A 13953-nucleotide genomic window follows, 5' to 3' on the forward strand; every position below is an offset into this window, starting at 1 on the left:
AGACTACTCCTTTAGAAAGTACTGTAGTTTTTCGGTATGCGGGTTTTCAAAGAGCTCTTCTGTGCTGCCCTGCTCGACAATCTGCCCTTCGTCCATAAACAGAGTCCGGCTGCCAAGACGCTTAGCCTGTGCAACGTCGTGCGTAACCATAATGACAGCGTGAACCCGGTCCGGCACGAGGTCTTTGATGAACGCCTCAATCAGCTCCACGTTTTTCAGATCAAGTGCGCTTGTTACTTCATCGAGCAGAAGCACATCAGGACGATTGGCGAGGGTTCTTGCAAACGCCACACGCTGCTTCTCTCCCCCTGACAGATCTTCCACGTTCCGGTCCAGATATGACTTTGGAAGCTGGACATTTTCCATCAGACGGCTCCCCATCCCGTCCTCCCATTCATCGAAGAGTTTCGGACCATATTTCAGGTTATCCAGTACCGTTCCGTCGAAAAGAGAGGAGGACTGAAAGACCATACCGACAGACTTTCTAAGAGCCGTTACTTCGTATTCCTTCAAATCCCTCTCCCGGTAGCGGATTGACCCGGTATCCGGGTCATTCAGTCTGTTCAGCAGCATAAGCAGACTGCTTTTTCCAGCCCCTGACGAACCAATCAGGGTGACGATTTCACCTTTATATATCTCGAGGCTGATATTACTGAGAATTTCTGTCGAAACATTACTCAATTCCAAAATCGGTTTTCCATTCATTTGATCACCTTTTCCTGAGCTGCAATTCTTTATTAGTATACCTGTTTGCTAGGAACTGAGCCAACAATGCAGGTGCTTTTTTAAGGTTCTGCTTCACACGAAAAAAAGAGAGTGCTGCCAAAAGTCACTATTTGGCACACCCTCATAATTTCAAATTTATTCAGAACGGTTCCCCTGCTGCCTGGCGAGCCAAGCGGCTCCTAAAACGCCAGCATCGTTACCCAGACGGGCAATTTCAAACGTTGTTTCAGCCGAAATTTTGGGAAGTGCGTAGCGATCGAAATGGGGTCTGAGGGCACGAAGCAGCCGGTCACCTGCCCTGGATACTCCACCGCCGATCACGATCACGTTAGGATTCAGGCTGTTTGCAAGATTCCCGATTGCAAGTCCGAGATGAAACATAGCTTCCTCAACTACAGCTTCAGCACCTTGATCGCCAACAGCTGCAACTTCAAACACATCCTTCGACGAAAGACTGCCCGCACGGTCAAAAGCTTCCTTTAACCCGGCACTTTCTCCCCGGTGGACTTTTTCCATAGCCAACCTTACGATTCCTGTTGCCGAGCTGATGGTTTCAAGACAGCCGGTTTTTCCGCAGTTACAGGGGGCGCCGCCTTCCGGTACTGAGGTAATGTGACCAATTTCACCAGCCATCCCGTAAGCTCCCTGCAGAATTCGGCCTTCGGCAATAATGCCGCCTCCGACTCCGGTACCAAGAGTAACCGCAAGCATATTCGGTGCACCCTCCCCTGCTCCTTTCCACATCTCTCCTGCTGCTGCAAGGTTTGCATCATTATTAGCGAATACAGGAACACCGGTCTCTTTTTCCAATCTCTCGGAAAGGGGATAGTTCTGCCATCCGATGTTAACTGCCTGGTAAACAAAACCTGTCTCTGCTTCAATAAAACCTGGTGCCCCCACACCAATCCCTTTAAGGGCATGAAAGTCTGTATCAAGAGCATTGAGCTTCAGTCTAAGTGCGGCAGCAATCTCAGAAGGTATATGATGACCGCTGTCAGCTGTGTTGGTGGGTATCTCCCACTTTTCAATAAAGGTGCCTTCTTCTGTCAAAATTGCAAGTTTAATCGTTGTTCCCCCAACGTCTACACCTGCAAGCCAAGTATGTCTGCTGTTCATATGTATCTCCTCATTTTCATCATGATGTTGGGTTTGTGCCTGTCCCCTTTTATGAACCGGCTTTTCGTTTTTCTTCTCTCAGCACAATTCTTGCCTGGAGAAAAACCTGCTTGTCAATCATACCCATCCTGTTTAACTCATTCACTTCCTCTTCCATCAGCTCAAGGTCCAGGGCCCGGTCACCAGTGTAAATGACCGTCCCGTAACGCTTCAGGAGCTGTTGTACGTCAAAATAGCTTTTCATCCGCCTGTCCTCCAGCGCTCTGTGATTCCACTGTATATTATACCAGTTTCAGCACGGCAATAAAGACAAACAGCAGAATCGGAACATACTGTGTCAGAAAACGGAATTCCGATGCATTTTTAAGTTTCCACATAATCCATGCGCTTGCAAGGATTCCGCCTGAAAAGACAAGGGTATACAACAGGATAAACCACATTGAGACACCTGCAATTCCCGATTCAAATCCAAGGAAGAAAAAAAACATAGCAAACGCCCCCCAGTGGTAAAGACCGTGTGCCGGTATATAACCTGTAGAAGGATGGTACGTACGGAAAAAGAAAACAGCCATAACTACAGCGATTAACGAAATCAGCCCTTTCAACAGAGGATCGGGAAACCAGAGCCACGACCCCATGAGCATTCCAGTCCACACGCAGAAAAAATAAACAAGTCCAGTAACAGTGAGGACAATATGCCAGGAAAAAATCATTTTTGCCATCAGCAGTGATCCGACCGCAATGCCTGCCAGAAGCATGAAAAATACCAGCGTGAAAAACTCTAACACAGCTCATCCCTCCCTCGTATATTTCTATGAATGAAACACAGAGTTAAGGACAAGAATTTCTATTGTAGAATCGTGTCATGTTCTGATATAATAAGGCTGTAACAAGTTTGTTAAATACTGAGCAATCTCGCTCGAAATGGGGAATTGGTTATGTCTGAGGAAAAATTAAAAGAAGTTCTCAAACAGGGTGTTTACGGATCTCCTGAAATACGCCCTGACGAACGCCGCCTTTTTCTTTCCACCCTGAGAGAACGGGTACACCTTGCCCTGACGAACCGACAGGTACGGGAACAGGGAATGTACCGCGAAGCAAATGAGATGATGAGCAAAAGCGGTTTGAAAATGTACCTCAATGGAGCACTTAATTACCCTGCCTATTCAAACTACGTACAGGCTGCCAATAAAAACGGTGTTCCATTTACGATTGTCAATGATGGAAAAGATTCTCCGGTCGGGCTTGTTCTTGCGTCTGATTACGCCGTGGAAAAGGAACACATTTTTATTGAAGATGAACTTTACAATCGGGATATGAAGTAAGGATAAGCCCGGGGGTCATAAATGTGACTCCCGGGCTCTTTATATGGTGACAGACACTTTTTCCTGTTTACAAAGGTTACCGGTCCGGATCAATCGTGTGAAGGGCTTTTGGCCTCCTGTTTTTCAGTGGCATCGGTGCCCTGAACAGAACATCACGGAACCCTCTTCTGCTGAAGGGCATAAATGGCCACAAATAAGGTACATGGAACGCGCGCATGGATGCAAGGAGCAGTATGAGCAATGTGACTCCGATCATATATCCCGGGACGTGGAAGAATGCACAAAGCAGTAAAAGCACAATTCGCACCAGCCGGTTTGCCAGGCTCATTTCATAGCTCGGTGTAGCAAATGAGCCAATCGCTGCAATAGAGAGGTACAGGACGACCTCGTGGGTAAACAGCCCAACTTCGATGGCCACTTCCCCAATCAGGATTGCCGCTACAAGGCCGAGGGCGGTACCAAGAGCGGTCGGAGTGTGAATAGCAGCCATTCTTAGCATCTCTATTCCAATTTCAGCAACAATAAACTGGGCAATAAGCGGGACTTCCCCCGGTTCATCCACTCCGATGTAGGCAAGATTTTCAGGCACAAGATCACTGTTTTCCGCAAAAAGAAACCAGAGCGGGAGAAGAAAAATACTCGTCCACACCGCAGCAAACCGGACCAGCCGGAGTGCAGATCCGACAATCGGTTTATGCCGGTACTCCTCTGCATGCTGGAGATGATGCCAGAAACTGGCCGGTGTAATAATGACACTGGGTGACCCGTCTACGATGATAAGTACGTGGCCTTCAAGCAGGTGAGATGCAGCTACGTCCGGACGTTCTGTATAGCGGACAACAGGGTAAGGATTTTTATAATCCCCTAACAGAAATTCCTCGATGGTCTTATCCCCCATTGGAAGACCGTCCGTATCGATCTCTTCAAGCCCTTTTTTTATATGTTCCACAAGACCGGGATCAGCAAGGTCAGCAATATAAGTCACGCAGCAATCCGATAATGACCTGCGGCCGACTCTGACGTATTCGTTGCGCATATTTCTATCACGGACGCGTCTTCGGATCAGACCGATGTTAAATACGAGGGTTTCTACAAAGCCATCACGTGAGCCGCGGATGACTTGTTCTGATTCAGGCTCCTGGGGACCCCGTATTTCGTATTCTCTCGTATCGATTACAATGGCTTCAGAAACACCGTCTATGAGAAGAACTGCAGGTCCTGAGAGGATCTCAGTCACTGCGTCTTCCAAATCGTCGACCTTCTCCAGCTCCAAATAAGGAATTCTGGACTTCATAAGATGATCGAGAATATTATCTTTATCTGCCCCGTCAATATGATTTAATTCCCGTTGAATCTGGGTCAGAGCTTCATCCTTGGCAAAAGCGTCCAGTGTAAAAAGCGCCATATCAATGCCGCCGTATTTCAGTTCGAGAAAAATAAGATCAAAGCTTTTATCTACAGCGAGCTCCTTTTTCAGATAGTCGATGTTTTTAGTTAAATTCACTGATACAGGCTGCTTTTTCGGGTTTTGTTTCATTCCGCACCACCTCCGCTCCAACTCATTTTCTGCCAAAGAAACAAAAATCATGCATAGAGGTTGATACGCAAGGTATGCTTCTCACCTTGCGTATCAACCTCTGAGGCAATGCGCAGCCGCTTCAAGGTTCTGCTGTCTGACCGGCGTCTCTTCCGGTCAGGCTGAAGCGTGTGGAGCCATTACAGGCACATAAAAATAATAACGCAAGGTATGCTTCTCACCTTGCGTATCAACCTCTGAGGCAATGCGCAGCCGCTTCAAGGTTCTGCTGTCTGACCGGCGTCTCTTCCGGTCAGGCTGAAGCGTGTGGAGCCATTGCAGGCACATAAAAATAAAAAAGCAAGGTACGCTTCTCACCTTGTGTATCAACCTCTGAGGCAATGCACTCAGCCGCTTCAATAACAAAGCACCCCAAAAGTTAACTCTAACTTTTGGGGTGCACATTAAGTTTATTGTTCTTCAGGGCTCAGGGTTATTTTCTTCGTTCGATTTCTTGTGCAAGTTCCTGAAACTGGCTGTTATCCGGTTCGATCTCAAGCGCCCTTGTAACAGACATTTCAGCAGCATCGAGGTCCCCCTTTTCCATAAAGACAAGTGCCAGATTATAGTGGGCAGGAGCAAACTCTTCATCCAAATCGAGTGCGGTTTCGAAGTACTGTCCGGCTTCATCGTACTGTTCTTCCATTGCATACGTATTTCCCAGCAGAAACCAGACTTCCTTTGACTCTGCACCGCCTTCAGCTGCCAGAGTCAGATAACGCCGCGCCTCTGTGTATTCTTCTTCCTGATAATACTCCTGCCCAATCTGGGCGTAAGCGAGATAACCGCTCCCGTCCTGCGGTTTTGTATATCCGTAGACCAGCAGACTTCCCAGACCGGCTGCTGTCAGGAGAAGTGCGGCTGCTCTGCGCGGGGCACGAAAAGGCGACTGCGGCAGATTTACGATCGCTGAGGCGAAAAATCCACCAACCAGGCCGCCGATATGGGCACCGTTATCAATCATAGGTACGAGAAATCCCAGGGTAAGATTGATCCCGAGAATCACAAGCACACTCATGCCCATCGTCCTGAAAAACAGGCGGCGGTGCTTTACACCAAAATAGAGAAGTGCCCCAAAGCATCCAAATATGGCACCACTTGCCCCGGCGGACACCTGTTCGTTAAAAGCAAAACTTGCTGCTGATCCCGTAAGACCCGCCATGAAATAAATAAAGATAAACCGTAAAGTACCGTAGATACGCTCAACAGCCCCGCCGAGGTAAAAAAGAGCAAGACTGTTCATAAATAGGTGTAAAAAACCGATGTGCAGAAACATGGCACTGAAAAAACGCCACCACTCCCCATCATGAATGAGCGGGTTAAATTTAGCCCCAAAATCAATCAGTGTGCGAATATCAGTAGATGAGCCTTCCTGCTCCACGAGCATGTACATCCCCACGATGGAAAATAAAAGCAGAAAAGTAAATACCGGTCTGCCGTACAGAAATAGATTTCGTTCATCTTCTGTTCTTCTGTCAGATTCCTTCCTCACCTGGTTTCTCAGGGAACGGATCAGTGTTTCCGGGTCCTCCACCTGCTGCAGAGGTATAAAATCCGGTGTTTCACGAAGGCTCCACTCTGTCGCCAGGGGAAACATGACCTCTTCTTTGCTGCCTTCTGTTATTAAAATAGTACGAAGCTGCTTTTTTCCACCTGCTGTTAATGGGAGGGGACGGTCCCCGTCCAACGCCCACGAATCAACGGGCTCGTAGAGACTTACAATCAGATTAACAACGTTTGCCTGTCGCAGGCTCAGCTTTTTTCGGACATCATCTGCCCGCTGCTTTGCTTTTTCCACTTCTTCCCGGAACTCACGGCCCCAGTCAAGATCCCGGAGAACAACCCGGATAATCTGATACGGTTCTTTCCGATCGTCTTCAATCCACGCTTCATCCCTGTTTTTCGAAAGATGAACAAGCCGCATACCTTCCTTATTCACGAGGTGGTACAAAAGCTCCCAGAACCTTAGTTCCTGAGTTATCGGGTTCATCGGCCCCCTCCTGACACCTGCAATTCAAAAAATGTCTTTACTTCTTTAAGAGTTACGCACTCAGCAACCGGTTCATGACTGGTATGACGGTTCTCTTTCCTTGTATTCATAAACAGACTGTCCCAGCCGGCATCAATAGCTCCGGCTACGTCATGTTTCCATGAATCCCCGATGAAAAGCCGCGGTTCATTCAGTTCAAACTGCTGTTCTGCGAGACGAAAGATTGAAGGATCCGGCTTCGCACAGCCTGCTTCTTCACTGACAATCATCCGGTCAGGTGTAATCCAGTCTGAAACAGCCAGCTTTTTAAGTTTATTGTACTGCGTATCAATTGTGCCATTTGTAATAATTCCAAGCTGAACATTATGTTCACTAAGCATTTCAAATAGGTCATACAGTCCTGCAAAAGGGACCGTAAAGTCGTCGACTATTTGGTAATACCGCTCGTGAAACCTGTCCGCTTCCGCCTCTCCGAGAGGAAGTGAAAGTTCTCTCATCGTTTCATTAAACCGCATGCGGCGGTATTCTCTGCCGCTCACTTTCTTTTGTTCAAACAAGCCCCAGTACCGGTCGCTGTTACGCTTGAATACGGGGAAAAAGTCTGTGAAATCGATGTGGCCGCACCCCTGCTCAGGCTGTATTAATGTATGAAAACAGTCCTTCATCGCCCGCTTAAACGCAGACTCATGACTGAATAACGTATTATCAAGATCAAAGCAGACACTGTTCCATTTCATGACACGTCCCCCTTTTGTGACAGTATAGCAAACCGGACCTGTTTTCTGCGATGAAAAACGCTCCGTTTGGCGTTTACAGCAGTATACTCTAAAGTTAAGTTCGAACCATTATAAACGAAAGAGGTTCTGAACACGGTCCAGAACCTCTTTCTGCCTTATTTACCTGATTACCTGTGAAATCATCCGGCTTCTCACGGCAGGAATTCTCATCACCGAACTGACGGCTAAGCGTCGCAGCCAGGGACGTTTTAAAAAGGCATTGATAATCCGGTACCGTGTCCGATACAGAAAGAACGCACCGATCACTGAAGCAGCCAGCCATAACACCCTGCTTTCCATGCCTATCCCTCCTTTTATAGGGTTAGGGTGGGCCGGATTATCTAAACTTATCCGGCAGAAATTACCGGGATTCTTTTCCAGCTGCCTCATTCATCATTTCATGAATCGGTTTCATGGCATCCTTTATTGTTTTTGCAGAATGTCTGAAAGCTTTGGCTTCTTCTTCGTTCAAGTCAATTTCTACAATCTGCTGAATCCCTGTTTCATTGACAACAGCAGGTACACCAATGTAAAGGTCCTCTTCTCCGTATTCACCTTCGAGAAGTGTTGAAACGGTCAGAATCGAGTTTTCGTTTCGCAGAACCGCTTTTGTCAGTCGAATCATTCCAAGCGCAATTGCGTAATGAGTAGCTCCCTTTTTCTCGATAATATCATAGGCGGCATCCCGAACGTTTTCAAAAATACTGTCCAGATCAGCCTGTGACGCTTCAGGTTTGTACTTTTCAATATAGCGGGAAAGAGGCTCAAGCCCGACCCTCGCCTGGCTCCATACGGGAAGTTCAGTATCCCCGTGCTCACCAAGGATATAGGCATGAATATTCCGTACATCAAGGTTCAGATAATCACTCAGGAGAAAACGGAATCGCGCACTGTCGAGAATGGTGCCGGATCCGATCACACGTTCCATAGGAAGCCCGGAAAATTTCCAGGTCGCATAAGAAAGGATATCCACCGGGTTGGTCGCAACGATAAAAATCCCGTTAAATCCGCTGTCCATTACGTCACCGACAATGGACTCAAAAATCTTTGCATTTTTTTCAATCAGATCAAGTCTTGTTTCGCCTGGCTTCTGGTTCGCACCTGCTGTAATAACTACGATGTCAGCATCTGCACAGTCACTGTAATCCCCGGCCCAGACTCTCATTGGGGAACCGAATGGCAAACCGTGATTCAGATCCATGGCATCCCCTTCAGCCTTTGATTTGTTCAGATCAATCAGGACCATTTCATCTGCCACATTCTGATTAATCATAGCAAATGCATAGCTCGATCCAACAAAACCTGTTCCGATTACGGCAACACGGGTAATTTTACTTCCGTATTCTGTATTCATGCTTATCACCTTTCCTGTGATCCATCATTTTTAGTGTACCTCATTTACTGGTTTGGAAAACGTGTTTACAATTAGATTGTACACTATTTCACAAACTTAAGTGAAGCAAAAGCAGGTAAATTTTTGACAAATTTATGAAAATTCCTGCTTTTATCTCAACTCCCGATATATTTTGAGTAAATGGATCTCGCTCTCGTGACATCCTCTGTACCCTGAATCAGTGCGCGGCCATCTGAAAACAGAACAAGCCTGATCTCCTCATCAAGATCTGCTCTCAGCAGAAATGGTGTTTTCTTTACTTCGGCGACTTTCCCGAGCCGCTTCTCCCATTCACTGAGATCAATCTCTTGTTTACTTTGAAACTGTACAGTGTCTCTGCCGCAAAGTGTGGATATACCGCTGTCTTCCAGACTGTTTAGAAATGGATATTCTTTCGTTCCGCAGGTCGGGCAGTCTTCCCGCTTTTTCAGTTTCATTTCAAACCTGCTGTTCTGCCAAATATCGAACGTGAGGAGAGTATTTCTGACAGCTTTTCGGTTTCCGGTAAGCAGCTTAAGCCCTTCAGCCGATTGATAGCTTGCAGCAAGGTCAACCGCCATGGAAAGTACCCCGACTGTATCGCAAGTCTGGCCTCCTGCTGCCCCCGGTTCAACCATACAGCGCAGGCACGGTGTTTCTCCAGGAATAAAAGAAGCCTGCATCCCCCTTGCGCTAACAGCTCCTCCATAAATGTACGGCACTTCTTCATGAAATGCGGCATCGTTAATAAGGAAACGGGTTTCAAAGTTGTCCGTTCCGTCGATGACAAGATCACAACCGGCAAGGAGATCAAGAATGTTTTCTTTCGTTACATCAGTAACATGAGCAGTGTACTGTATAGAAGAATTAATCTTCTCCAGCTGCTCTTTCGCAGCCTGAGCTTTCGCTTTAAGTGAGTCGGCATCTGTCTCAGCAAACAGCATCTGCCGTTGCAGATTACTCTCTTCTACATAGTCCCTATCTGCAAACACAATATGGCCGGTTCCTGCTCTGGCAAGGTGGTTGGCAATTACCGTTCCCAGGGCGCCCATTCCTACAATCAGCACCTTTTTATGTGCGAGCATTTCCTGTCCTTCCATTCCTACAGGACTGAACAGCATCTGCCTTGAATAGCGTTTCCATTTGTCAGACATCGGCAGTCCTCCTTACGTTCCATTCATAACTGCTGTACTTTATTCTACACGCATGTGAAAACAGAGGCGAGCATTCTGCATGAGCTACATGAGCATCACGGCAGCCCCGTATCCCAGCAGGACAGAAGACAACGTGCACAGGTGATTCACCGCATCGTTGTCGAGCCATCGGAACCCTCTGACGTGTCTAACAGGGCAGCCGCAGTGAAACTCCCGTTCGGTTTTAACTTTGCACACACGGCACTGGTAAAGGGATTGAACGGTTCCTCCTGCGAGCGTATCAATCACCTGCCCGCAGAACCCGGCAGCACCTGCAAGAATGAAAAGGAACATGTCAATCTCCTCTCCTGTAATACCGGAAAAAAGCCAGGCACCGATCGAAACCACAGCGGTCCCTGCCAGTGCTCCACCAGTCCCTGCTGCACTTACGGCCCCTGACCTCCCCTGCTTCACACGCTCAAATCGCAGAATATCGATCGGCCGGCTCCGGCTTAGCCGTCCAAACTCAGAGGCCCATGTATCACTTGCTGCACCTGCAAAACCTGCTGTAAAGGCAACGATCCATGCCGGATCGGAAGTTAGTATGTAAAAAATTCCAGCAGAAGCAGGCCATCCGCCGTTCGCCAGCACCTGTCCCCAGTCACGCCGATTCCCTTTCGCGGCTGTCTGCTCCTTTGGAAGCCTGCTGTCCAGTAACTTCCCAAGTGCTGATGACGTGATAAAAAACAGAGCAAGAACAAACAGACCTTACAAATCATAAGCTGCACCTACAACAAAGGCAGTCAAAATCGCGGCAGCCGTACCGCTTCTGGTGAGAGATCCTTTCCAGTAGGCCGCAACGGCAAGAAATATTATACCGGCCGCAAGAAACAGAGTCATATAACCCCATTTTCAGTTATCAGCTGTTTGACAGGCTGATCATGAGGCTCCACTGGGATGGACTCGGCGAGCTGTGCTGAGTACAAAAGGGAGCATGTGGGAACATCCGAATGACGGGCAAGGAAACGGTCATAATACCCACCGCCAAATCCGATGCGCCAGCCTTCCTCTGTATATACCACACCAGGAACAATAACAAGATCCAGCCTCTGATCCTCAATCGGCCTGCACCTTAAGGGATTTGGTTCTTTCAGTCCGTAAAAGCTGTCTTCAAGATCGTCGAAGGACGTGATTGAATAAAAAGTTAGTGATTTAGTCTCCGGGTCGCATTTCGGGGCGGCCATCACCTTCCCCAATCGCCATCCTTCTTCCAGAACGGCCCAGGTATCCACTTCCGTTCCCCGGGAAATGGTGATGCCAACTGTCCTGGCATTCTGCCAAGCAGACAGCGTAAAAAGTGCGTTGTGAATACGCCTGTTTTTTTCTGACAGAGATTTACTTTGTTCTTTTTCAAGCCGGCCCATGACGGTTTTTCGGAGTGTCTGTTTATCCTGCATGTATACACCTCCAACAAGTATTTACAACAGGGTGGTTTCGTATAGAATCAATGCTGTTAAGCCTTAGCAAAACAGGGTACTAAAAAAAGCGACCTTTAATAAAGTCGCTTTTCCTTCCATTACTTCGTTTCTTTGTGCAAAGTGTGACGCTTCAGTCTCGGGCTGTATTTCTTCAGCTCGATACGGTCAGGGTTATTACGTTTATTTTTCTTCGTAATGTAGTTACGATCGCCAGTCTCAGTGCAGGCAAGAGTTACTTGTACGCGCATGATATCTCCCTCCAAACTCTAATCTTTACTCATACTTTTAAAATATAGCAAAAACATGGGAGACAATCAAGAGTTTAGCTCGTATTTACTCGTTTACAATTGAACGGGCCGTCCCTGCACCTGAACTTAGCAGTCCCAGATACTGTGCATGAGCGTCTTCGAGCCAGAGAAGATCTTCATGCTTCATCTCCCACTCGTAAAAATAGCCGCTTTCGTCCGGCTGCAGAACCATGTGGTACTCAAGCCCCCAGCCGTGACTGAACTGAACGATCGGCTGCATAGCTGCGTGTTCCGTTTCGTGACGGCCTGCCTCATCCAGAAGGGTAGTGGAATACTTACACATAGTCTCCTGACTTGTCATGCCTCCGAACAGTGCATAGCAGTTTCGGTCATGAACAATCAGGGATTCCTGACTTGGTGAATAGTAAACAACTTCTGCTCCCCTTGCAATCATTTCATAGCGGATATTCAATCTAACCGTTGTTTCCTCCGTTCCCTCATTGGATACAACCAGTTTATTGATTGTACGATTCTGGCTTTTCATCGGCAGGTGAATCCATTTCCAGCGGATCTCGCCCGTCTGTCCCTCTTTATATCGCAGCGGCGAATCACTCTGATTATAAATCGCAGTCTGATGTTTACGTCCTACAATGAATGTACTGTGCTTTTTCCATGACGATACACGTTCAGTCAGATGATTAACACGCACCCTTCTCCCTCCTGCTTCATTCGTATTTTTTCTCCGTCTTGTACTATCTTTATCTTACTTAAAGTACCTCCTGCCAACAAGAAGGCGAAATTGTCACAGTTTGTCACACGCCTGTCCAGCATGGAAAAAAACACCCTCATTTTTTTAAAACACTATTTGAAGAAGATGTGGAAAGTAATTTTTCTTCATCTTTCCCTTAAATAAACTTTATATTTGGCGAATGATGTTAAGGTTCACTGCTTCAATTCGACAAAAACGGAGATTTCTTCCGAAAGTCTCTGGTCAGACATGAAAAAAATGTGGTATAACAATACCGTACATTGGGATTAGGGAGGACACGATAATTATGGGCTGGACGATTGCACTGATGTTTGGGTTAAGTGCACTGCTGTTTGTCCTGTCTTTAGCCAGGAAAGATCCGGCAAAGGAAATGGAAACTCAGCTTGAAAACTTCTCAATCAGTTTAATGAAAGAGATGTATCAGTTAAAGAAACAGGTAAGTGTTCTGGAAGAAGAACATTTGATTACGAGCGGCATACGTGAATCGGCGGCTGCCTCAGAGCCTGAATTCCAGGAGGAAAAAACACGTATGCCGGAGCAGGAACCATTTACTGAATTAACACGGGATGATGTGCTTGCACTTTATGAAGAAGGCTACAGCGTCAAAGATATTTCCGAGGAGACCTACCGCTCCGAACAGGAAATTGATGAGCTTTTGGCAAAACGGTAAGGGGGATCGGTATGCTGACAAAAACAGGTCTTAGGGGAACGGCAGCCGGTGTATTTATGACCACAGCCGTGTTTGCCGGAATTTATTATACAGGCGGAGCCGGCTCTGCGCCGGAAAGTGCCGAAGCATCTGAGGAAATGAGCTCTGAAACGGCTTTTTCCATACTTAAGGATCATGAAGAGTTCTCTGTTTACCGCGCTGGGGAAGAGCCCGATACTCAAGAAACAAATGACCAGACTGGCAGTTTAGAGGAAAGAGAAGAACAGATTACACAGTTGCAGAATGAAGTAGCCGGCCTGACCGCCGAACTTGAGGAAGCAGAAAGCGAACGCAGTCCGGCAGAAGATTCACAGGTGATCTATCAGACAACTCTGGTTGTTTCTTCAGGTATGACATTCGGAAATATTGCAGGAATTCTTAAGCGCTCTCAGGTAATTGAAAGCCGCAGTGAATTTAATGACTATATCAATGACAACAACCTTGAAATGAGTCTCAGGCAGGGCGAGTTTATTCTCGACAGTACGATGAGTATACCTGAGATTGCAGATAAACTAACGTCCTGACCCTTAACTCTCACCAGTTCCGGTGAGAGTTTTTTTTTTACGGGAAGTGCATAAGACCAGCAGGAGACAAACAGGCCTAGCAGTAAAAGGTTTTTTTAAAAGAGAGATAAAGGTTATCGTACTACGCTGCAGGCGGGCGCTTTCCGCTTGATATACTTTTCAGGAAGCATTAATCTATCAAAAAAAAGAAGCGGTACTGCCTGGAATGGCA

At 47.0% G+C, this 13953-nt stretch carries 17 protein-coding genes; 3 read left to right on the top strand and 14 right to left on the bottom strand.

The window, feature by feature from the left end; translation table 11 throughout:
* Positions 1-3 precede the first annotated feature (3 nt).
* The 4 genes from CR205_RS08575 to CR205_RS08590 all read right to left on the bottom strand — a co-directional run bounded on the left by CR205_RS08575 (position 4) and on the right by CR205_RS08590 (position 2630).
* The gene (locus CR205_RS08575; RefSeq protein WP_110518668.1) at positions 4-705 is read right to left on the bottom strand and encodes an ABC transporter ATP-binding protein; all 702 of its coding nucleotides are present in this window, start codon (positions 703-705) and stop codon (positions 4-6) included.
* Positions 706-861: 156 nt separating this feature from the next.
* The gene (locus CR205_RS08580) at positions 862-1842 is read right to left on the bottom strand and encodes an ROK family glucokinase (protein WP_110518670.1); all 981 of its coding nucleotides are present in this window, start codon (positions 1840-1842) and stop codon (positions 862-864) included.
* A gap of 49 nt (positions 1843-1891) precedes the next feature.
* Positions 1892-2086, bottom strand: a complete 195-nt coding sequence (locus CR205_RS08585; protein WP_110518672.1) for a YqgQ family protein — start codon at positions 2084-2086, stop codon at positions 1892-1894.
* Between the two features lie 37 nt (positions 2087-2123).
* Complete coding sequence (locus tag CR205_RS08590; protein ID WP_110518674.1) at positions 2124-2630, bottom strand: hypothetical protein; 507 nt, start codon at positions 2628-2630, stop codon at positions 2124-2126.
* A gap of 150 nt (positions 2631-2780) precedes the next feature.
* Here CR205_RS08590 and CR205_RS08595 point away from each other — a divergent pair, with 150 nt between their 5' ends.
* Positions 2781-3167: a YueI family protein gene (locus CR205_RS08595; protein WP_110518676.1), complete on the top strand. Its 387-nt coding sequence runs from the start codon at positions 2781-2783 to the stop codon at positions 3165-3167.
* A 76-nt stretch (positions 3168-3243) separates the two neighbouring features.
* On the opposite strand, the gene CR205_RS08600 is transcribed toward CR205_RS08595, so the two are convergent.
* From CR205_RS08600 to CR205_RS08645, 10 genes are all read right to left on the bottom strand, one after another.
* Positions 3244-4704 (bottom strand): spore germination protein, encoded by a 1461-nt coding sequence (locus tag CR205_RS08600; protein WP_110518678.1) that lies wholly within the window; start codon positions 4702-4704, stop codon positions 3244-3246.
* 472 nt (positions 4705-5176) lie between these two features.
* A complete protein-coding gene (locus CR205_RS08605; RefSeq protein ID WP_110518680.1) occupies positions 5177-6733 on the bottom strand; it encodes a rhomboid family intramembrane serine protease in 1557 nt (518 codons plus the stop codon).
* Positions 6730-7470: an HAD family hydrolase gene (locus CR205_RS08610; RefSeq protein ID WP_110518681.1), complete on the bottom strand. Its 741-nt coding sequence runs from the start codon at positions 7468-7470 to the stop codon at positions 6730-6732. The genes CR205_RS08605 and CR205_RS08610 overlap by 4 nt, the downstream gene beginning before the upstream one ends.
* Before the next feature lie 159 nt (positions 7471-7629).
* A complete protein-coding gene (locus tag CR205_RS08615; RefSeq protein ID WP_110518683.1) occupies positions 7630-7809 on the bottom strand; it encodes a hypothetical protein in 180 nt (59 codons plus the stop codon).
* A gap of 61 nt (positions 7810-7870) precedes the next feature.
* A complete protein-coding gene (locus tag CR205_RS08620; RefSeq protein WP_110518685.1) occupies positions 7871-8863 on the bottom strand; it encodes an L-lactate dehydrogenase in 993 nt (330 codons plus the stop codon).
* Positions 8864-9018: 155 nt separating this feature from the next.
* The gene (locus CR205_RS08625) at positions 9019-10035 is read right to left on the bottom strand and encodes a ThiF family adenylyltransferase (protein WP_110518687.1); all 1017 of its coding nucleotides are present in this window, start codon (positions 10033-10035) and stop codon (positions 9019-9021) included.
* Positions 10036-10119: 84 nt separating this feature from the next.
* Positions 10120-10779, bottom strand: coding sequence for a DUF92 domain-containing protein (locus CR205_RS08630; protein WP_110518689.1), 660 nt, complete (start codon positions 10777-10779; stop codon positions 10120-10122).
* 131 nt (positions 10780-10910) lie between these two features.
* Entirely contained in the window at positions 10911-11471 is a 561-nt protein-coding gene (locus CR205_RS08635; RefSeq protein WP_110518691.1) for a 5-formyltetrahydrofolate cyclo-ligase, read from the bottom strand.
* Positions 11472-11590: 119 nt separating this feature from the next.
* Positions 11591-11740 carry a 50S ribosomal protein L33 gene (gene rpmG, locus CR205_RS08640; RefSeq protein ID WP_110518693.1) on the bottom strand — a complete coding sequence of 50 codons (150 nt, stop codon included), beginning with the start codon at positions 11738-11740 and terminating at the stop codon, positions 11591-11593.
* Between the two features lie 85 nt (positions 11741-11825).
* A complete protein-coding gene (locus tag CR205_RS08645) occupies positions 11826-12449 on the bottom strand; it encodes a hypothetical protein (protein WP_110518696.1) in 624 nt (207 codons plus the stop codon).
* A 346-nt stretch (positions 12450-12795) separates the two neighbouring features.
* Between CR205_RS08645 and CR205_RS08650 the strand changes: the two genes are divergently transcribed.
* Positions 12796-13179, top strand: coding sequence for a hypothetical protein (locus CR205_RS08650; protein WP_110518698.1), 384 nt, complete (start codon positions 12796-12798; stop codon positions 13177-13179).
* An 11-nt stretch (positions 13180-13190) separates the two neighbouring features.
* Positions 13191-13742, top strand: coding sequence for a hypothetical protein (locus CR205_RS08655; RefSeq protein ID WP_110518699.1), 552 nt, complete (start codon positions 13191-13193; stop codon positions 13740-13742).
* Positions 13743-13953: the final 211 nt, after the last annotated feature.

Origin of the sequence: Alteribacter lacisalsi (assembly GCF_003226345.1) — a bacterium.
Lineage (GTDB): Bacteria > Bacillota > Bacilli > Bacillales > Salisediminibacteriaceae > Alteribacter > Alteribacter lacisalsi.